Consider the following 18,676-nt stretch of genomic DNA (forward strand, 5'->3'; position numbering starts at 1 on the left):
CTTTTTTTACTTATGATGAAACTGTTTTGCGTTTAACCCTACTCTTTTTAACATTTCTGTACACATCTCTACCTCTTCTTCGCTTAATACGCTTATCATTTCATCAATTTCAGCAGCGTGATTAGGAAAAATATCATTCAAAAGACTGATACCTTTATCAGTGATTTGTGCAAATGTCACTCGCCTGTCTGTAGGAGACGCTTTCCGAATGAGGAGATCTTTTTGCTCCAGCTTATCTACAACGTATGTGATGCTTCCGCTAGCCAAGAGAATTTTATCCCCTATCTGCTGCAGCGGCTGATCGCCTTTATGGTACAACAGCTCAAGCACAGCAAATTCAGTCGGATTCAGTCCATGCTTATGAATATGCTTATTCATATGATCGTTAATAGACCGATACGCGCGCGACAGCACGATAAATAACTTCAGTGATTTTTCTGTCATGTCTCAATCATCCTTTTAGAAACCGTTACAGAGAAACATTAATAAACAAAGACGAAAATGTCAATAAAAATCTTTCCAATATTTCTCTTCTTTTTTATCATATAAGCGGTTCAACATCTTTTTCTTATTTTTTTGGTTATTTTTTCTTATTAAAGAAGAAGAAACAATGATATAATACCTCTAATCAGGTGTAAGTTGGAGCGATGCAAATTGAAAATACTAAAAGGCGCCTGCGGGAGAGTCAAACTTTATATCATACTGGTCGTGATTCCGGCACTCGTCATCAGCTTTTTTGTATATGAAAAAGAAAAAGATACAATAGCTATAGAACATAAGCAGGAAGCAAGTGTGATGCTGAACCTTCACCGCAACAAAATCAATTATTTAATCGGTGAAACAATGGCGAGAATGACCTCTTTGTCCATCGCCATTGACAGACCGGTTGATATAAACAAAATGCAGTCGATTTTGGAAGAAACCTTTGATTCAGAGCCGAGATTTTCCGGTCTCTATCTTCTGAACACTAAAGGAGACGTCACTGCAAGCACATCAGAATTAAAAACGAAAGTAAACCTGGCCGACAGATCTTTTTTTGCAAAAGCAAAGGAAACAAAAAAGACAGTCATTTCAGATAGTTATTCAAGCAGAATTACTGGCCAGCCGATTTTTACCATTTGTGTCCCTGTTCTGGACTCAAAAAAAAATGTGACAGATTATCTTGTCGCAGCGATTCAAATTGATTATTTAAAAAACCTCATTAACTTGCTGAGCCCTGATGTTTATATTGAAGTGGTGAACCAAGACGAGAAAATGATTTTCACGAGCGGACAAGCCTCTCATGCCAAAGATCAGAAACCAGTCAGCGGATACCTGGATGAAATCAGCTGGAATATGAAAGTCTATCCGAACCCTGTCACAATAGAAGAACTGACGAAAAGCCTTTTGCTTCCGCTTTCATGTATTATTGTTCTGCTGAATATCCTTTTTATTCTAGTGCTGTATTACTTGCTGAAACGCAAGACCCAGCTGGAGCGCTCCGAAAATGAGGCGCAAAAATTAGAGCTGATCGGGACGCTTGCTGCCAGCACGGCTCATGAAATCCGCAATCCGCTCACTGGCATAAGCGGCTTTATTCAGCTGCTGCAAAAGAAATATAAAGGTGAAGAAGATCAGCTGTACTTCTCCATTATTGAACAGGAGATAAAACGGATTAATCAAATTGTGAGCGAGTTTCTCGTTCTCGGAAAACCGACAGCAGAAAAATGGGAGCTGAACTCACTTCAGGATATTATCGGAGAAATTATGCCGATTATTTATTCTGAGGGCAATCTATACAATGTTGAAGTCGAATTACAGTATTTAACCGAAAAGCCTTTACTCGTAAAATGTACAAAAGATCATATTAAACAAGTGATTTTAAATGTAGCAAAAAATGGCCTTGAATCCATGCCTGAAGGAGGAAAACTGACGATCTCCTTGGAAGCTTCGGATCAAAAAGCCATTATCAAAGTTGTGGATAACGGTGAAGGGATTTCTCAGGAAATGCTGGATCACATCTTCCTTCCCTTTGTTACTTCTAAAGAAAAAGGAACCGGCCTCGGCCTTGTCGTATGTAAACGGATCGTGCTGATGTACGGAGGAACCATTCATATCGAAAGCGAAGTGCGAAGAGGTACAGAGGTAACGATCAATCTCCCCGTATCCGCTTCATAGCCCCCCTGACGATGTCAGGAGGGCTTTTCATCTTCGTGACCGGGCATTGCCATTTGACTTGCTCGCTGTTCTGCCTGAGAAGAGTATTGTAATGACGCGCAACAGCATTTTGAGAAGCAAAAAAAACATAAAAAACACCAAAAATCCCTTTAGGCCCTCAGTAGCATCTAAAAACTCCATATTCCCTCTCCCCGTCACTTTCTGCTGAATTTCTATCGCAAATACGACAACAATGATGACTGTAACGGTATAGATAAAGGACAGGGCTGTCATGCTCCATTTTGAAAGCCATATAAATACAGCGTGAGTGACACCGAAAAAGATAATGCCAAAAATGCCAATCACCCAGAAATGCATTTCTTTGTCGGTTAAATGAATCCCAAACATTTCGCATAATGAAATAAAAGCATCATGAAATTGATTGACCATTTCAGTAATGATAACCGCCAGTTCTTTCATCAGTTCCCTCTTTCATATGAATTTTCCCAGAAAAAAAGAGCGCTTCTGGAAAGCTCTCTCTTTATATATGCATCTGATAGCGCCGCTATTTATTTGCATCATAAGCAGGCATGACATCCCTGCGAGGCCACAAGCCTAATTTCTTTACAAGGCCTTGAATGCCTTGAGAATGTTCGCTTTCTTGCATTAGCTGGTGATATTCATTCATTAAACAATCCAGCTCCTGACTGTGTTTGATCGTGTCATGGCCTGTAAATCCCTGTTTTCTAGCGGCATCTATCATTAACTTTCTTTTTTCATCAATAGACACCAACAATTTTTCATGTTCTGAAGAACCGCCCATTCACTTCACCCCTCGCCGCTAAGAAATAGGAAACAAGTTTGATTGGGTTATTGTGCATTATTACAGATTATACTTTATTTGTAAACATATTTTCATTAAATAAGTTATTTTTTCAGGTATAATAGATTTATTGATAGGATTAGAAGAACAATACCCAGATGAAGAATATCTTAAACACGCCGCTAGGCAGGAGGTATGCCACATGAAGAAAAAGAAAGCATTGATGCTCGGAGCGGCAGGCGGAAAAGCGATATTAAAAAGAAAAAACCGGAAAAAATGTATCGAGCACATCACTGTTTTTTTCCAAATGCTTCGTGATTGGAGAAAAGGCGACTACCCCCGTTCACAGGTTAGAACGCTTTTGCTCCTCACTGCCGCCATCTTGTATATCGCCATGCCGCTCGATATCATGCCAGACGTTATCCTTGGTCTTGGAATCATAGACGATGCAGCTGTATTAGGTTTGCTTTGGACGCTGATTAAAAAAGAAATATCTCAATATGAAAAATGGCGTTTGCAATAGATATAAGAAGCCCCGTTCAATGAACGGGGCTTTTGCTGCTTATTGATTCACGCTGTCTTTTTCATAAATCGGAACCCAACCTTCAGTTGTGACAAAGATTCTCACCGCGACAACTTTCCGATCCTCCTGAAGTGTGAAATAATGGCGGATATTTTCAGGCACGGAGATTAAATCTCCAGGGTTTAAACGGACATCAAAAAACGTGCCATCTTTGCCTTGAATGACAAAAATGCCGTGTCCGCTTACAATAAAACGAACCTCATCGTCTGTGTGATGATGCTCTCTTTTAAAGTTCTCAAGCAGTTCATCAAGTTTCGGATTGGCATCTGACAATGAAATAACATCCTGTGCTTTGTAACCGCGGCGGTTAGAAATATCTTTAATTTCCGTTTCGAATGTATTGAGGATTTGTTGTTTTTCTTCTTCTGTCAGATCGTATTTCTCTGAGAGATGTTCCGGAAGCTTCGCGATATCCCATTGCTCATAAATCACCTCTTGACTATCCAAAAAGCTTGCTACTTCCTCTTGATTTTCAATCGTTGTATTTGTCTTATCATGAATACGAATTGTTGCCATTTCAGTTCCTCCTTTTAGTTAACCAGCTGGTGCTGGAGTGTTTTCAATTTCAAATGGTAGCTGAACAAAAATTCATACGCTTCAAGCACTCTTTTTGCTTCAAATGCTGTTTTTCCCCAAGCGGTAATACCGTGATTTCGGATCAGAACGGCTCCCGAATCTTCTGAAATCTCTTCCGCAAACAGTGCCGCAAGTGTCGGAATATGGGCTGGATTTTCAATGATCGGGATAGCCACTTCTGCATTCTCTTCCCACAGGCCGAGCGCTTTTATGATTTCCTGGCCTCTGAATGTGATTTTCTTTTGGTCTCGGTATAGCTCTGAGATCACATTATTGTTTACTGTATGGACATGCAGGCAGCATCCGGCATTGGTTTTATTGTACAAATGTGTGTGCAACAGCGTTTCCGCTGACGGTTTTAGAGAATGCCCGCTTTCGGCAGGCTCTCCGTTTTGATCCACCAGCAGAAAATCTTCATCCGTCTCTTTGCGTTTATCTTTACCGCTTGCGGTTACGAGAAAGGTTAAAGGCTCATCAGAAACTTTAATAGACAGGTTGCCGCTAGTCGCCGGAAACCAGTCTCTTTCGGCCAATTCCCGTTTTACTTCAGCGAGCTCTCGCCAGCGTTCTTGTTTTGCAGCCATTCCTGTACCTCCGTTACATTCTCGATTTCTTTTCTAATTTCATAAAAATCTTGATACGGGAGATGGTTTAGGTTCCGCTCCCTGCATTCGTTTAATAAATAATCCCTTGCAAAGCAAAGGTCGGACAGCTTTGCAGCCTCCACATCTGTAACCGAATCGCCGATCATGATGATATATTGGTTCGGTTCAGCGAGTTCATGTATCACTGACGGCTTGCAGCACCCGCATTGATTGCTGCAAGTTCCTTTGCAAGAATGAGGCCAGTCAATATGAATATAGTCATTGTCAAATGACGCATGGTTGCAATAAATACGCTCTTTCTCCACAATGCCTTCAAGCAAAGGATACACAAAAAAGTCCATTCCTCCGCTTACGACATAAAACGGAATCTCATGCTCCTTGACAAACGCTACAAATTCGCGAAAGCCTTCCCTGATTTTTGCATCTTCCAATACAAATCTCGTAATCTCTTCTTTTAAACGGCTTGGCAGAAGGCCGAACATCCGCCCGACACCTTCCTTGATCGACAGCGTTTTGGAAAGGACGCCGTCTTTTAATGCGTTCCACTCCGGCGGAGCGAATGTTTTCATGATGTTTATAATGTTGTCATTCATCGTGATGGTGCCGTCAAAATCACAAATAATGAATGGCTTTCGAGTCGTCATAAGGCTTCAACCTTTCCCCATTTATCAAGCGCCAGCTTCAGATCTTTGCATTGTTCGGCTTTTTCATCAATCGGCTGAGCTTCTAAGACAGCATCAATTATGGCTCTGAACGCTTTGCCACCGCCCTGGGCGCCGTTCGGATGTCCGTGTACGCCTCCCCCGGCGTTTATAATATGATCTATGCCGAAATCCCGCATTAAAAGCGGAACCATACCGGGATGAATGCCTGCTGACGGAACGGCAAATGTTTGGTTAAAGGCATCCTCTCTCACACATTCTTCGTGAATCGCCAGCGCATCTTCTTTTGGAAGCGCAACTGAACCGTACGGAGATGGGAAGAGACTGAAGTCGGCTCCGCAATACCGGTTCAATTTTCCGAGCAAAAGAGCGTGAGAAAATCCGTAGAACGGAGAAGACGTAAACGCCCCGCTGACAGCTGGATGAGCCATAATCGGGATTGCGATTTCGGGATCTTCCGCCAGACTTTGCATGACGTCCAAGCCGTAAGCGAAGACATTAAACAATAGCGCATCCGCCCCCAATTCAGCAGCGCGTCTCGCTTTGTCGTTCAGATCAGCCGTACGCCCGGTCAAATTGACCGCATACAGCGTTTTATGCCCGGTTTGCTCATACGTTTCTTTCAATACTTGCTTTCCTTCTGTAATTCTTGTTTCAAAAGGCGCCAGGCCTGTCTCAAAGAAAATTTCATCGTCCTTAATCAGGTCAACTCCGCCAAGCGCCTGCTGTCTGAGCTGTTCTTTAATATCACTCAGGTCTCTTCCGATAACCCCTTTGAAAATGCTCATTAACAGCGGTCTCTCAAACTCTCCCAGCAGCTTTCGAATGCCGTATACACCAAACTTCGGTCCCGGCAGCGTGCGCTTAAACGCGTCAGAGAAGTGAAGATCGAGTAATTTGATTTTTCCGTCCAGCGACAGCTTCCCAAACACTGTTGTCAGCAAAGCCGGGATATCCTGAGAGAAATTGATGTCAGGATAGGCAATTGTGATCACCGCTTGTTTTCCTGACGCAGGAGTCCCCTCTCTTTCCTCGACCTTTATCACCCGTCCCTTGTGCTTTTGCATTTGCTCCTGTTTTACAAGGGGCAGATCAGTCCAGGAGCCTACTGTCAATCCTGTTGCGATTTGTTCCGCTTTTTTCTCTGTATCGGCTCCCGGTTCGGTCAGGAGATATGTTGCTAATAACTCACCCATGCCAGAGCTCCTTTCATTTCATCCATATAAAAAAACCTCTTCAAACAGCAATCGCGTCTAAAGAGGTTTCGTTTCTCGTCCGAATCTTATCTCTCAGCCGCCAGCTGCAAGAATTAGCACCGTGCTTTATAAGTCGGTTGCCGGGCTTCATCGGGCTCGTCCCTCTGCCTGCTCTTGATAAGAAAATATAGATTTTATAAATTATTTTGAATTATCCCATCGTTATCAAGTCTTGTCAATGCTTTTTTGGGTAAACAGGTTCAGCTTCCCAATTCGATAAGCGGCCTCTTTGAGTCTTTCTTCACTTGTCAGCAGCCCGACTCTGACATAGCCCTCGCCATATTCACCGAAACCATTTCCAGCCGCAACGGCCACATTCGCTTTTTCCAGCAAAAGGTCTGAGAACTGCTCGGAAGTATAGCCTTCAGGCACGGGCAGCCATGCAAAAAAAGAACCTGCCGGAGCAGCCACTTCCCAGCCGATCTCCCGGCATGACGCAATCCAAGCGTTTCTCCTGCTTTCATATCGGGCATTTTGCTCCGCCACGCACGTTTGATCACCTAGCAGTGCCGCCGCTGCAGCCTCCTGAGTCGCTCTGAAAAGACTGACAAACATATGGTCTTGATACAGATTGATCGCTTCAATGACCGAAGCGTTTCCGACGGCAAAGCCGATCCGCCACCCCGCCATATTATACGTTTTTGACAGCGTATAAATTTCAATGCCGATATCCTTCGCACCTTCAGTCTGCAAGAAGCTTAACGGCTTACAGCCGTCAAATCCTACAGCGCCGTAAGCAAAATCATGAACAACACAAATCCCGTTTTCTTTTGCAAAACTCACGGTTTCTTCAAAAAAACCGGAGGTAGCAACAGCTCCAGTCGGATTATTCGGATAATTCAAGTACATCAATTTCGCCTGTTCTCTCACTTCAGCGGGGAATTTGCTGTAATCAGGCAGAAACGCCCTGTCCTTTACGAGCGGCATCATTTCCATCTTCGCTTTCGCGAGTGCCACACCTGACCAGTAATCAGGATAGCCCGGATCCGGAACTAAAATCGTATCTCCGGGATTCAGCAAACATTGCGGGAGCTCAACCAGACCGGCTTTTCCGCCGAATAATACAGCGACTTCCGTCTCCGGGTCAAGGTCAATGCCGTATTCTCTTTTATAAAATGCCGCCGCTGCTGATTTCAGGCTGTATGAGCCGCGAAAAGACGAGTATTTATGATTGTCAGGATCAGCAACGGCTCGTTTCATTTCCTCGACGATATGTTCCGGAGTCGGCTGATCCGGATTTCCCTGTCCGAGATTGATGACGTCATGTCCTTCTGCAAGCTTTCGGTTCACTTTTTGCACCAAAGAAGCGAAGAATTGCTTAGGCAGCTCCTTTAATACATGAGACTGTTCAAATTTCATCTATTCTCACCTTCTAAAAAAATCTTGAAATGATAGTCCATCATCATATATGGTTAAATGAAAAAAGTAAAGAAAAATGTGGAGTGATCAAAAGATGAAATGGACCATATCTTGCCTGCAATTTGATATTTCATACGGAAAGCCTTCAGAAAATATCAAAAAGGCTGAATTCTTTATCGAAAAAGAAAGCAAACACGCGGATGTTCTTGTTCTTCCTGAACTATGGACGACCGGCTATGATCTGGCCAACCTTGATGAGATCGCCGATAAAGACGGGCGTTCTGCTCAGAGCTGGCTGAAGAAAACAGCAAAAAAACATGGCGTCCATATTGTCGCCGGATCGGTTGCTGTCAGAAAGGATTCCGATGTTTATAATACAATGTACATTGCGGATAAGGAAGGACAAATCATTAAAGAGTACAGGAAGGCCCATCTTTTTCAGCTGATGGATGAGCATGTGTATTTATCAGCCGGCTCCGAAGATGGATATTTTGAGCTTGATGGCGTCAAAAGCTCAGGATTGATCTGTTATGATATCCGTTTTCCGGAGTGGATCAGAAAACATACGACAAAAGGCGCCAACGTGCTGTTTATTTCTGCGGAATGGCCTCTTCCCCGCCTTGATCATTGGAAAAGCCTGCTTATTGCGCGGGCCATCGAAAATCAATGCTTTGTCGCTGCCTGCAATTGCACTGGGTCAAATCCAGATCATGAATTTGCCGGGCATAGCCTGATTATTGATCCATGGGGACGTGTACTTGCTGAAGGCGGCCGGGAAGAAGGCGTTGTGCGTGCGGAAATTAACCTTCAGGAAAGCGTTGAAGTTCGGGAAAGCATCCCTGTTTTCGATGATATCAGAAAAGATTTATATTAAAAAATAGATTGACAACTCACTAAAACACCTGTTACTATGTTCATCAACTGATAAATTAGAATTGTTTAACAAGTGAATATATTCTCTTATCGAGAGTTGGGCGAGGGATTTGGCCTTTTGACCCCAACAGCAACCGACCGTAATTCCATTGTGAAATGGGGCGCATCTTGTTCGCGCCGAGACGCTTGTCTCTAAGGCACGGTGCTAATTCCTTCAGATCTGATCTGAGAGATAAGAGAGGCGGACATAAATGTTAAGCCTCCTTCTCTCTGAGAAGGAGGCTTTTTTACGGCCATTCAGCTGCAAACATATCAAAGAGATTACATAATTGGAGGTTATGACAATGGCAGTCACAAAAACACCTTTATACGAAACGTTAAATGAAAGCTCCGCTGTGGCGTTGGCGGTGAAGCTTGGCTTATTTCCAAGCAAAAGCACGCTGACATGCCAGGAGATCGGCGACGGCAACTTAAATTACGTTTTTCATATTTATGATCAAGAACATGACAGAGCATTGATTATTAAGCAGGCGGTTCCTTATGCAAAAGTCGTCGGAGAAAGCTGGCCGCTGACAATCGATCGCGCCAGAATCGAAAGCAGCGCTCTCATCCGCCAAGGCGAGCATGTCCCTCATCTCGTTCCAAAAGTGTTTTATTCTGACACAGAAATGGCGGTTACCGTCATGGAGGATCTTTCTCATTTGAAGATCGCAAGAAAAGGGCTCATTGAAGGTGAAACCTATCCGCACCTGTCACAGCACATCGGTGAATTTTTAGGCAAGACCCTTTTCTATTCTTCAGATTACTCGCTTGAACCTAAGGTAAAAAAACAGCTTGTTAAACAGTTTACAAATCCGGAGCTGTGCGACATTACGGAAAGGCTTGTTTTTACAGACCCTTTCTTTGACCATGACACAAATGATTTTGAAGAAGAGCTTCGTCCTTTTGTCGAAAAGCTCTGGAGAAATGACAGCGTCAAAATCGAAGCGGCTAAACTTAAAAAGTCTTTTTTAACATCTGCAGAAACGCTGATTCATGGTGATTTGCACACAGGGAGCATTTTCGCCAGCGAACATAACACAAAGGTGATTGATCCTGAATTTGCTTTTTACGGACCGATCGGCTTTGATATTGGCCAATTTATCGCCAACTTATTGTTGAATGCACTCAGCCGTGACGGAGCTGACAGAGAGCCGTTATATCACCATGCCAAGCAGGTCTGGGAAACGTTTCAAGAAACATTCACTAAAGCTTGGGAGAAAGACAGTCTCGATGTTTACGCGAAAATCGACGGTTACCTTACTGATACGTTCAGCCATATTTTTGAAGAGGCGATCGGTTTTGCGGGCTGCGAGCTGATACGCCGGACGATCGGCCTTTCCCATGTGGCTGATCTGGATACAATCGCGCCGTTTGATAAACGAATCGACAGAAAACGGCTGGCGCTTGAAACCGGCACAGCCTTTATCGAAAAACGTTCGGAATTCACAACGATCACGGATGTTATTGAATTATTCAAGCTACTTGTGAAGGAATGATCCATTCATGACCCATTCATTTGCTGTTCCTCGTTCTGTTGAATGGAAGGAAACAGCTATACTCATTTTAAATCAGCAAAAACTTCCGGAAGTGACGGAATATTTGGAACTGACGACCAAAGAGGCTGTATTTGACGCCATTGTCACACTCAAAGTAAGAGGCGCTCCCGCCATCGGCATTACGGCTGCCTTTGGACTTGCGCTTGCCGCCAAAGACATTGAAACAGATGATGTCACGGAATTCCGCCATAAACTTGATGGCATCAAACAGTATTTAAACCGTTCACGGCCTACAGCCATTAATTTATCTTGGGCCCTTGAGAGACTGAGCCAATCGATCGAAAATGCCATTTCCGTAAATGAAGCAAAAACGAACCTTGTCCATGAAGCGATTCAGATTCAGGTCGAGGATGAGGAAACGTGCCGGATGATCGGCCAAAACGCCCTGCAGCTTTTCAAAAAAGGCGACCGGATTATGACGATCTGCAATGCAGGCTCTATAGCGACAAGCCGCTACGGAACGGCGCTCGCTCCATTTTACTTGGCCAAACAAAAGGATTTGGGACTGCATATTTTCGCCTGTGAAACAAGGCCAGTCCTTCAAGGTTCACGACTTACTGCGTGGGAGCTGATGCAAGGGGGCATTGATGTCACTCTGATTACAGACAGCATGGCTGCTCATACGATGAAGGAAAAACAAATTTCCGCCGTCATCGTCGGAGCCGATCGAATTGCTGGGAACGGTGATACGGCAAATAAAATTGGAACATACGGTCTCGCGATTTTAGCAAATGCCTTTGATATTCCGTTTTTTGTCGCCGCACCATTATCTACATTTGATACAAAAGTGAAAAGCGGCGCTGATATTCCGATAGAGGAACGGGATCCAGAGGAAGTAAGGCAGATTTCCGGAGTCCGGACCGCACCATCCGATGTGCCTGTCTTTAACCCCGCTTTTGACATTACACCGCATCATCTCATTTCAGGAATCATCACAGAAAAAGGGATTATGACCGGTAACTATGAAGAAGAAATTGAACAGCTGTTCCAAGGCGAAAAGGTTCACTAAAAAACCGCTGGACTTTGCTCATTATGGGCCGAGTCAGCGGTTTTTTTGTTTATTTTTATTGATATGAATGATTTCATCTTTTTGAGCGCTTGATAAGATATGCAGTTTCACAAACAGTTTGGCAAAACCGGCAATTTTTTCAGAGCGGCTCGGCTTCAATGGCTTTGTCCTCCTTTTTCATCAGACCAACTTTTTTAACTTAATAAAATGATATGTCGGGCAGTAAAAAAAGGGAACGTGCCATATGTTTTATTTTTCGTTGTAGGAGATTTGCTCGATGTTCAGCAAAAATGCTTTAAGGTCGGTTTTGCTCCCGGCGTATCCTGTTAACGCGCTGTTTTTGCCGATGACTCTATGGCATGGGACGAAAATTGGCAGGTCATTTCGCTTATTCGCCTGTCCGACGGCGCGCACCGCTTTCGGGCTGCCGACCGCAGCGGCAATGTCAGCATAGCTTCTCGATTCTCCGTATGGTATCATCGTCAGCGCCTTCCACACTTTTTGCTGAAAAGGGGTGCCCTTTTGGCTGAGCGGCAAAGAGAATGTCTTTCTTTCGCCGGCGAAATAGTCATGAAGCTGGGCTTTCGCTTCCGCTAAACATGGCGTTTCCTTGTGTTCTGTGTGCTGAACGGTTTCTTTCCAATCCATCCAATCTTCCTGACTGAGAAATAGACGGGTAATCTGGCCATCCTCCTCGGCAATGATAAGTTCCCCGAGAGGCGTTTCCGCTGTCGTATAGTAGCTCATTCATCAGTCCTTCTTTCTTCAGCATTCTGTCTGACGGGAAGTGTAAGGTGGAAAACGGTGCCCTTGCCTTCTTCGCTTTCTACCATGATCTCGCCTTGATGTTCTTCAATAATTTTATAGCTTACCATTAGCCCAAGTCCAGTTCCCCGTTCCTTTGTCGTATAAAACGGTTCACCTAGGCGCCTTACTTTATCTTCTGACATTCCGACCCCCTCGTCTTTTAAGGAAATGAGAACATGATCTTGATCCAAAGTCCTTATCGTAACTGAGATGTTTCCGCCGTCAGGCATCACTTCGATGGCATTTTTTAATATATTGATAAATACTTGTTTTAGCTGATTCGGTTCACAGTAGATGGGAGGAATGTCGTCCATTAAATCAAGATGCATTTGTACGTTGCTGAGATTGGCTTGCGCGTTCAGGAGGTCTACGGTGTCTCTCATAATTTGGGTGACATGTTTTTCTTCATACATGATGGCCTGGGGCTTGGCTAAAATCAAGAATTCGGTGATGATGGATTCGATGCGCTTTAGCTCTGAGGTGATCACGTTGAAGTAAAGGGCGTAGTCTCCCGCCACACTTCCTTTCAGGAGCTGTATAAAGCCTTTAAGTGCTGTCATCGGATTTCTGATCTCATGAGCGATGCCGGCAGCGAGTTCGCCGACAACATGAAGGGTATCCGACTTGCGCAGGCGTTCCTCCAGTTCTTTTCGCTCCGTTACGTCTTTAAAGATAGCCAGGTTCATGTTTTGAATAATATTTCGTTTAAATGAGAATTCAAGTTTTCTATTATCGCTGCTGCTCAGCAAGAACGGAATTTCGTTGTCCATTTCATCAAAATTAATCTGTCTTGCCGGTGATGCAAGGTTTTCTATATCGTACGAAGAGATAATATCTAACAGGCTGTGCTTTTTTATCTCTTCATGTGACAGGCCTAGAATTTTGCTTGCTAACGGGTTGGCGTCAATGATCCTGTATTGATTGTCGAACAATACATTGCCATCCATTGAGCCGTTGAACACTTTTCTGAATTTCAGCTCGCTTTCCCGAAGCTCTTTTTCCATCCGCTTTCTGTCGCTGACATTTCTTAATATCGTCAGATGCTGGTTTTCGAGTATGGTTCGCTTTGACGTAAATTCGAGTTCTTTAAACTGGCCGTTCCCCATTTGAAACAGCATCTCTTCTCTAATTTCTCCGTATTTTGCGTATTTCTTTTTCGTTATGCTGTATTTGCGCTGCGAATGAACGAGAAAATCACAAAGCTTTCGTTTCAACAGCAAATTCATCGGCAGCTCGAAGATTTTACAGGCGGATTGATTCGCCTTCACGATTCTTCCGTCATTTGACCAGATGATAATGGCGTCCATCGCATTTTCAAATATTTCTCTGAAACGCTCCTCACTTTTAAATAGCTGAAGCTCCATAGACCGCTTCTCTGTGATATCCCTCATAATGGACATATAAAAACCGCTGATGATGTTAGATGTAATCGTGAATTCAAATAGCTTATGGACTCCTGAACGAAGCTTGACGGGCAGCTCCCCCTTCGCTTTTCCCTTGCGGTTGAGCGTCTTCCAGGTATTATCGAAATCTTTATGTGAGCCGCTGTCTATGAATTCATATAATGATAAATGAGACAGCTCATTTTGATTGATTTCAAAACTTTTACAGAAGGACAAATTGGCGTCAATAAAACCGCCATCTTTATCAAACAGGACGATTCCGTCAACAGCTCTGTCAAACAAGTCCTTAAACAGCTGTTCATTCATAGAGAATTCCCGCTCCAGAATCTTCTTGGAAGATATATCTCTCATGACAACAAAAAAGAAATCCTCGCCAATTCCTCTTTTGGCCAGAAACTCTATGTATTTTATCGCTCCGCCATCAAGCCTGACCGGCACCTCCTTCCATAGGAAACCTTTCTTAAAAAACTTCTTTACAGCAAGGTTCAGCTCATCCTTTGGAATAGAAAACAAAAAATCCAAAACGGAGCGATTCTTCAAGTCTTCCGAATCAACTTGAAGCATCCTCTCCGTGGCTTCATTGGCCTGAACGATTCGCAATTCATTATCACATATAAAAATAGCATCGAGCGTATTGTTGACAATCACTTGATGCTGATTCAATTCCTTTTTCAGCCGTGCATTTTCTTCTTTGAGGCGCTTCAGTTCTTCCCGCAGCTCTGAATTTGTCTGGGCATCAAGAGTTTCCATGCGCGTACACTCCTTCTTCAAAACCTATCCCTCAATATTTCTACAAAATGCGGAAACTTCCTTCATTTGCCCTATAAGTTTCAGAAAATTTCAGTGTGATGACATAACGAAGACATTTTCTACGTTCCTTACCACCACTTTACATCGTCCTAACAATCAGCTGTTTTTTTCATTCGTTTTTCCTCTTTTATTTTAAAATAGATACCAGCAGGGAATAATCTCTTAGTGACTGATGAAAGAGAAGGTGATGCTATGAGTAAATCGCGTGACAGTTATTTTGATAATGCCAAATTCTTATTGATATTCCTTGTTGTATTCGGTCATATTCTTCGTTCTTTTATTCATGATAACAACTTTATGCTCTACCTTTACAAGTTCATTTACACATTCCACATGCCTGCTTTTATCCTTGTCTCCGGTTATTTCGCGAAAGGCTTCAAACGCGCCGGTTATGTGAAAAAGCTGGCGGTCAAGCTGATTATTCCGTATTTGATTTTCCAAATCATCTATTCCGTCTTTTATTACATGATGCAAGACGAAAGCATAGCAAATGTGAATCCGATTGATCCGCAATGGTCGTTATGGTTTCTCGTAAGCTTATTTTTTTGGAACCTGCTGCTTTATCCTTTTTCAAAGCTTTCAAAGCTGTGGGCGCTGTTTGTCAGCTGCGGCATTGCCGTGCTGATCGGTTATCTAGACTTTGTCAGCAGCACGCTGAGCCTGTCGCGAACATTTGTATTCTTGCCGATGTTCCTTGTCGGGTTTTATTTGAATAAACATCATTTTGATTTATTGAGGTCCAAGCGAGGCAAACAAATCGCGCTTGGGGTGCTTGCCGCCGTATTCGTCATCTGCTGGGGCATTGACTTTGACTATTCTTTTCTGTTCGGCTCTAAACCGTATTCTTCGTTTGGAGACGTTACCTTGGCAAGCGGGCTTTCCCGAATCGGCTGGTATGTACTCGCCTTTGCGGCAACCTTCAGTTTTTTAGCGCTCGTTCCGCAAAAGAGGTTTTTCTTTACGAAATGGGGAACCCGGACTTTTTACGTGTATTTGCTTCATGGGTTCATTATTAAAACTCTGAGACAGGTCGGGCTTGAGGATTCGCTTGCTGACTATCAAAGCTTAGTGATTCTCTTGCTTTTAACGGCAGCCTTGACATCAATCCTCTCCAGCAATTTTGTTAAGACAGTGGCTCAGCCATTCATTGAGCTGAGAATGACCAACTTATTGCAATTTGTCAGAGGAACGGGCAAAAATGCTTATTTAAAATAGGAAAGCACCTCTTAAGCGGGCCTCCGCCTAAGAGGTCTTTTTTTATTTTTGTTTGTTCTCTTTTTTCTTTTCAGGCTTTGTGATTTCTAGTGTCTCGATGATTTTCCCGGCATTGTAATCCCCTAATTCACTTGAGAATTCTTCCTCCAGCACCTGCTTATTCATAGGCTTTTTATGATTTTGCATATCTCTGCTATGGCGGTTTTTCTTCAAAATCACATGCCTCCTTGCCGGCCCTGTTTGGAATTGCGGTTTGCACCTCTAAAATTCGGGTTGTCATGATACTGGGTCTTAAATGAATTCGGGTCCATGCTCTCGGTAGGTGTATTGTTATTTTTAATGGCTTCATCGACTTCGGCTTTGCGCTTCATACGAATCCTCCTTGCCTGTTTTTAGAGATTTTTTCGTTAAATGATGCAGGAGCGCTAAACCGCCACCTGTAGATGTTAGGTTCTCCAACTGAAACAGAGGCACACATCTTTTTTTTGGCAATTAAAAAACACCGCACAACATGCGGTGTTTTTCTATCCGATAATCACTCTTTCCTTCGGATAATGATAATTCGCTTCAATTTCTTTTCTTCCGATCAAATACAGGAAGGTCAGAATACCGATTCGCCCGATAAACATGCAAATCATAATGACACATTTTCCAACGCTGCTCAAATCAGCAGTAATTCCAAGTGACAGACCGGTTGTACCGAACGCTGAGCACACTTCAAATAGAATCTCCAGCAATGAATGCTCTTCTGTAATCGTAAGTATGAGTGTCGCGCCAAAAACGAGGAGGATCGCCATCATGGCGACAACAAGCGACTTCATGAGATCAGCAGGATGCAGTTCCCGTTTGAATACCTTTACTGACTTATTGCCGCGGGCAAAATGAAACAGCGCCAGAAGAGTCAGGGCAAAAGTCGTTGTCCGTATGCCTCCCCCTACTGAACTTGGCGACGCTCCGATAAACATCAGCGCACTCATAAACAGCAGAGTGGGGTCAGACAGCTGGCTGATATCAATCGTGGCCAGCCCTCCGCTCCTTGTTGTCGTTGATTGAAATAGAGAAAGGAATAAAATATCATGCCACGATTTACCGGCAAACAAATGATTTGCTTCAAGCACATAGATTCCTATAGAACCAAACAAAACAAGCGCGCCAAACATGCTAGTTGTAATTTTTGTAAATAAGCTAAACGGATATCTTCGGTTTTTTGAAAACAAAAAGTCTTTCACTTCCACTAAAACGGGGAAACCGATGGCTCCGAAAACGATCAATAACAGTGTAATAAATTGCACAAAATAATCATGCCGATATGGAATTAGAGAGCTGCCTGTTATATCGAAACCAGCATTTGTGGTTGCACTGACACTGGCAAAAAAACCATGCAAGTAAGCATCTTGAATGGAATCGTAGTAGGTTAAAAAATATGTCCCAAGAATGATCGCGCCAAAGAACTCAATCCATAATATGAGAAAGAGAATCTGTTTCATGAGATTTACGATCCCAGAAAATTGTGATTGATTTTGATCGATCATCATTAATTTCCGTTCTTTTAATCCTATTCTTTTGCCCATTAACAGCCAAACAGAAGTGCCTAATGTCATAATGCCAATTCCGCCAAACTGCAGAACAAACGCAAGAATAACAATTCCTGTTGAGCTAAATGTATCAGCGGTATTCACAACAGAAAGCCCGGTGACACTTACGGCGCTCACTGCTGTAAACAGAGCGTCGATAAAAGACCACTCTGCCCCTTGTTTATGGGCTACAGGAAGGCTCAATAAAATAACTGCAACCGTCACCGCTAGAAAGTAATAAACAGCGATCAGCTGGGCCGGCGACAATGCCTGTATCAATTTTCCAAACTTTAATTTCATGTAAAATCCTTCTGCCTCTCTTTTTAAGTACGGTAATTATTCTAAAGATATTGGACACATTTTTAAAGGCTTTTACGCAACATTTTCTTAACTTGCTTATTTTTTTATCATTTTAGTCAAAGGATAAAATAAAAAACCTCTGAGAGGTTCTCTCAGAGGAACAAGATGTTTGTTTTATTTAGCTTCTAACCGTCTGATTCGCTCATCCAAATCAGGGTGAGTAGAGAAAAGCGAAGAGTGCTTCTTACCATTAATTTTTAATGTTTGAACAGCTGCCTGATCGTCTTCCTTAATGCGGGAAGAATAGCTCTGAAGCGTACGCAGCGCGTGAATCATTTTATCCTTGCCCGCCAGATCGGCTCCTCCTCTGTCAGCGTGGAATTCACGATGGCGTGAGTACGCAAACACAACAAGGCTGCCGAGAATGGAAAAGACAATCTGAAAGACAATCACTGCAATAAAATGAACGATCGGCGCAAGGTCTTCCTTGACAAAACGGCTTGCAATCCATGCTGCGATACGGGATAAAAAGACGACAAAGGTATTGACGATACCTTGTAAAAGCGTCATCGTTACCATATCACCGTTAGCGATATGCGCGACCTCGTGGGCAAGCACACCTTCAACCGCGGCATCATCCATTTGCTCCAGCAGCCCTGACGACACTGCCACAAGAGAACGGCGTTTTGACGGTCCAGTCGCAAATGCGTTCACTTCAGGCGACCGGTAAATGCCGACCTCCGGCATTTTCGTTAAACCGGCAGAACGGCTTAACCGATGAACACGATCAACCAATTGCTGTTCTTCGTAACTGAGCGTGTGTTTTTCCGGATTCAGCACTTTGACGCCCATCATCGTCTTTGCCATCCATCTGGACATCGCAAGAGACGTAAAGGAGCCGACAAAACCAACGACTAAACTGAACACAAGGAGCGCAATAGGATTGATACCGCCATCAGCGGTAAAGTACGTCCCGACTCCGGTAACCGAGCTTAAAACAGATAAAACGATCCCGATTGTGGTAAGCACCAAAATATTTGTTAAAATAAACAGAAAAATTCGTTTCGCCATAATAACCTCCGTTATT

The 18,676-nt window shown here is 43.3% G+C and carries 21 protein-coding genes and 2 riboswitches; of the genes, 6 read left to right on the forward strand and 15 right to left on the reverse strand.

Features of this window, described 5'->3' with window-relative positions:
- Positions 1-6 precede the first annotated feature (6 nt).
- Positions 7-444 (reverse strand): MarR family transcriptional regulator MhqR, encoded by a 438-nt coding sequence (gene mhqR, locus BV11031_RS11175; RefSeq protein ID WP_010328547.1) that lies wholly within the window; start codon positions 442-444, stop codon positions 7-9.
- 195 nt (positions 445-639) lie between these two features.
- On the opposite strand from mhqR, the gene kinD reads away from it, so the two are divergent.
- A complete protein-coding gene (gene kinD / locus BV11031_RS11185; RefSeq protein ID WP_162985562.1) occupies positions 640-2,157 on the forward strand; it encodes a sporulation kinase KinD in 1,518 nt (505 codons plus the stop codon).
- Positions 2,158-2,184: 27 nt separating this feature from the next.
- On the opposite strand, the gene BV11031_RS11190 is transcribed toward kinD, so the two are convergent.
- Together BV11031_RS11190 and spo0E are read right to left on the reverse strand one after the other, a co-directional pair.
- Positions 2,185-2,616 (reverse strand): hypothetical protein, encoded by a 432-nt coding sequence (locus tag BV11031_RS11190; protein ID WP_010328549.1) that lies wholly within the window; start codon positions 2,614-2,616, stop codon positions 2,185-2,187.
- Positions 2,617-2,701: 85 nt separating this feature from the next.
- Complete coding sequence (gene spo0E, locus BV11031_RS11195; protein WP_010328550.1) at positions 2,702-2,959, reverse strand: aspartyl-phosphate phosphatase Spo0E; 258 nt, start codon at positions 2,957-2,959, stop codon at positions 2,702-2,704.
- A gap of 202 nt (positions 2,960-3,161) precedes the next feature.
- Between spo0E and BV11031_RS11200 the strand changes: the two genes are divergently transcribed.
- Positions 3,162-3,482 (forward strand): YkvA family protein, encoded by a 321-nt coding sequence (locus BV11031_RS11200; protein WP_010328551.1) that lies wholly within the window; start codon positions 3,162-3,164, stop codon positions 3,480-3,482.
- Between the two features lie 39 nt (positions 3,483-3,521).
- On the opposite strand, the gene mtnD is transcribed toward BV11031_RS11200, so the two are convergent.
- The 5 genes from mtnD to mtnE form a co-directional block, all read right to left on the reverse strand.
- Positions 3,522-4,058 carry an acireductone dioxygenase gene (mtnD, locus tag BV11031_RS11205; RefSeq protein ID WP_010328552.1) on the reverse strand — a complete coding sequence of 179 codons (537 nt, stop codon included), beginning with the start codon at positions 4,056-4,058 and terminating at the stop codon, positions 3,522-3,524.
- Between the two features lie 14 nt (positions 4,059-4,072).
- Positions 4,073-4,702, reverse strand: a complete 630-nt coding sequence (locus tag BV11031_RS11210; protein ID WP_010328553.1) for a methylthioribulose 1-phosphate dehydratase — start codon at positions 4,700-4,702, stop codon at positions 4,073-4,075.
- Positions 4,660-5,367: a 2-hydroxy-3-keto-5-methylthiopentenyl-1-phosphate phosphatase gene (gene mtnX, locus BV11031_RS11215; protein ID WP_010328554.1), complete on the reverse strand. Its 708-nt coding sequence runs from the start codon at positions 5,365-5,367 to the stop codon at positions 4,660-4,662. Before mtnX ends, BV11031_RS11210 begins: the two co-directional genes overlap by 43 nt.
- Positions 5,364-6,581 carry a 2,3-diketo-5-methylthiopentyl-1-phosphate enolase gene (gene mtnW, locus BV11031_RS11220; RefSeq protein WP_010328555.1) on the reverse strand — a complete coding sequence of 406 codons (1,218 nt, stop codon included), beginning with the start codon at positions 6,579-6,581 and terminating at the stop codon, positions 5,364-5,366. The genes mtnX and mtnW overlap by 4 nt, the downstream gene beginning before the upstream one ends.
- An 83-nt stretch (positions 6,582-6,664) precedes the next feature.
- A riboswitch (SAM riboswitch) is annotated at positions 6,665-6,765 on the reverse strand.
- A 41-nt stretch (positions 6,766-6,806) separates the two neighbouring features.
- Positions 6,807-8,000, reverse strand: coding sequence for a methionine-glutamine aminotransferase (mtnE, locus tag BV11031_RS11225; protein ID WP_129550758.1), 1,194 nt, complete (start codon positions 7,998-8,000; stop codon positions 6,807-6,809).
- A gap of 94 nt (positions 8,001-8,094) precedes the next feature.
- Between mtnE and BV11031_RS11230 the strand changes: the two genes are divergently transcribed.
- The 3 genes from BV11031_RS11230 to mtnA all read left to right on the forward strand — a co-directional run bounded on the left by BV11031_RS11230 (position 8,095) and on the right by mtnA (position 11,480).
- Complete coding sequence (locus BV11031_RS11230; RefSeq protein ID WP_010328147.1) at positions 8,095-8,874, forward strand: carbon-nitrogen family hydrolase; 780 nt, start codon at positions 8,095-8,097, stop codon at positions 8,872-8,874.
- An 83-nt stretch (positions 8,875-8,957) separates the two neighbouring features.
- Positions 8,958-9,112: riboswitch (SAM riboswitch) on the forward strand.
- 105 nt (positions 9,113-9,217) lie between these two features.
- The gene (gene mtnK, locus BV11031_RS11235; protein ID WP_129550759.1) at positions 9,218-10,411 is read left to right on the forward strand and encodes an S-methyl-5-thioribose kinase; all 1,194 of its coding nucleotides are present in this window, start codon (positions 9,218-9,220) and stop codon (positions 10,409-10,411) included.
- A gap of 7 nt (positions 10,412-10,418) precedes the next feature.
- Positions 10,419-11,480, forward strand: coding sequence for an S-methyl-5-thioribose-1-phosphate isomerase (gene mtnA, locus BV11031_RS11240; protein ID WP_010330203.1), 1,062 nt, complete (start codon positions 10,419-10,421; stop codon positions 11,478-11,480).
- A gap of 33 nt (positions 11,481-11,513) precedes the next feature.
- On the opposite strand, the gene BV11031_RS11245 is transcribed toward mtnA, so the two are convergent.
- The 3 genes from BV11031_RS11245 to kinE all read right to left on the reverse strand — a co-directional run bounded on the left by BV11031_RS11245 (position 11,514) and on the right by kinE (position 14,440).
- The gene (locus BV11031_RS11245; RefSeq protein ID WP_010330202.1) at positions 11,514-11,639 is read right to left on the reverse strand and encodes a hypothetical protein; all 126 of its coding nucleotides are present in this window, start codon (positions 11,637-11,639) and stop codon (positions 11,514-11,516) included.
- A gap of 90 nt (positions 11,640-11,729) precedes the next feature.
- Positions 11,730-12,227, reverse strand: coding sequence for a methylated-DNA--[protein]-cysteine S-methyltransferase (locus BV11031_RS11250; protein ID WP_010330201.1), 498 nt, complete (start codon positions 12,225-12,227; stop codon positions 11,730-11,732).
- On the reverse strand, positions 12,224-14,440 hold the full coding sequence (gene kinE, locus BV11031_RS11255) for a sporulation two-component system sensor histidine kinase KinE (RefSeq protein ID WP_010330200.1): 2,217 nt from the start codon (positions 14,438-14,440) through the stop codon (positions 12,224-12,226). Before kinE ends, BV11031_RS11250 begins: the two co-directional genes overlap by 4 nt.
- Before the next feature lie 252 nt (positions 14,441-14,692).
- Between kinE and BV11031_RS11260 the strand changes: the two genes are divergently transcribed.
- Entirely contained in the window at positions 14,693-15,715 is a 1,023-nt protein-coding gene (locus BV11031_RS11260; RefSeq protein ID WP_010330199.1) for an acyltransferase family protein, read from the forward strand.
- Positions 15,716-15,757: 42 nt separating this feature from the next.
- Here the strand turns inward: BV11031_RS11260 and BV11031_RS11265 are convergent, their stop codons facing one another.
- The 4 genes from BV11031_RS11265 to htpX form a co-directional block, all read right to left on the reverse strand.
- Positions 15,758-15,928, reverse strand: coding sequence for a hypothetical protein (locus BV11031_RS11265; RefSeq protein ID WP_010330198.1), 171 nt, complete (start codon positions 15,926-15,928; stop codon positions 15,758-15,760).
- A 2-nt stretch (positions 15,929-15,930) separates the two neighbouring features.
- Complete coding sequence (locus tag BV11031_RS11270) at positions 15,931-16,086, reverse strand: hypothetical protein (RefSeq protein WP_010330197.1); 156 nt, start codon at positions 16,084-16,086, stop codon at positions 15,931-15,933.
- A 153-nt stretch (positions 16,087-16,239) separates the two neighbouring features.
- Positions 16,240-17,589: a TrkH family potassium uptake protein gene (locus BV11031_RS11275; protein WP_010330196.1), complete on the reverse strand. Its 1,350-nt coding sequence runs from the start codon at positions 17,587-17,589 to the stop codon at positions 16,240-16,242.
- Between the two features lie 174 nt (positions 17,590-17,763).
- Positions 17,764-18,660, reverse strand: coding sequence for a protease HtpX (gene htpX / locus BV11031_RS11280; RefSeq protein WP_010330195.1), 897 nt, complete (start codon positions 18,658-18,660; stop codon positions 17,764-17,766).
- Positions 18,661-18,676: the final 16 nt, after the last annotated feature.

Origin of the sequence: Bacillus vallismortis (genome assembly GCF_004116955.1) — a bacterium.
In the GTDB taxonomy this organism is placed as follows: domain Bacteria; phylum Bacillota; class Bacilli; order Bacillales; family Bacillaceae; genus Bacillus; species Bacillus vallismortis.

Bases quoted from the DNA above. Each gene is read 5' to 3' on its own strand.
- BV11031_RS11250 (WP_010330201.1), bottom strand. From the start codon at position 12,227: ATGAGCTACTATACGACAGCGGAAACGCCTCTCGGGGAACTTATCATT.
- htpX (WP_010330195.1), bottom strand. From the start codon at position 18,660: ATGGCGAAACGAATTTTTCTGTTTATTTTAACAAATATTTTGGTGCTT.
- BV11031_RS11275 (WP_010330196.1), bottom strand. From the start codon at position 17,589: ATGAAATTAAAGTTTGGAAAATTGATACAGGCATTGTCGCCGGCCCAG.
- mtnA (WP_010330203.1), top strand. From the start codon at position 10,419: ATGACCCATTCATTTGCTGTTCCTCGTTCTGTTGAATGGAAGGAAACA.
- spo0E (WP_010328550.1), bottom strand. From the start codon at position 2,959: ATGGGCGGTTCTTCAGAACATGAAAAATTGTTGGTGTCTATTGATGAA.
- mhqR (WP_010328547.1), bottom strand. From the start codon at position 444: ATGACAGAAAAATCACTGAAGTTATTTATCGTGCTGTCGCGCGCGTAT.
- kinE (WP_010330200.1), bottom strand. From the start codon at position 14,440: ATGGAAACTCTTGATGCCCAGACAAATTCAGAGCTGCGGGAAGAACTG.
- BV11031_RS11270 (WP_010330197.1), bottom strand. From the start codon at position 16,086: ATGAAGCGCAAAGCCGAAGTCGATGAAGCCATTAAAAATAACAATACA.
- mtnE (WP_129550758.1), bottom strand. From the start codon at position 8,000: ATGAAATTTGAACAGTCTCATGTATTAAAGGAGCTGCCTAAGCAATTC.
- mtnW (WP_010328555.1), bottom strand. From the start codon at position 6,581: ATGGGTGAGTTATTAGCAACATATCTCCTGACCGAACCGGGAGCCGAT.
- BV11031_RS11200 (WP_010328551.1), top strand. From the start codon at position 3,162: ATGAAGAAAAAGAAAGCATTGATGCTCGGAGCGGCAGGCGGAAAAGCG.
- mtnX (WP_010328554.1), bottom strand. From the start codon at position 5,367: ATGACGACTCGAAAGCCATTCATTATTTGTGATTTTGACGGCACCATC.
- BV11031_RS11210 (WP_010328553.1), bottom strand. From the start codon at position 4,702: ATGGCTGCAAAACAAGAACGCTGGCGAGAGCTCGCTGAAGTAAAACGG.
- mtnD (WP_010328552.1), bottom strand. From the start codon at position 4,058: ATGGCAACAATTCGTATTCATGATAAGACAAATACAACGATTGAAAAT.
- BV11031_RS11190 (WP_010328549.1), bottom strand. From the start codon at position 2,616: ATGAAAGAACTGGCGGTTATCATTACTGAAATGGTCAATCAATTTCAT.
- mtnK (WP_129550759.1), top strand. From the start codon at position 9,218: ATGGCAGTCACAAAAACACCTTTATACGAAACGTTAAATGAAAGCTCC.
- BV11031_RS11260 (WP_010330199.1), top strand. From the start codon at position 14,693: ATGAGTAAATCGCGTGACAGTTATTTTGATAATGCCAAATTCTTATTG.
- BV11031_RS11230 (WP_010328147.1), top strand. From the start codon at position 8,095: ATGAAATGGACCATATCTTGCCTGCAATTTGATATTTCATACGGAAAG.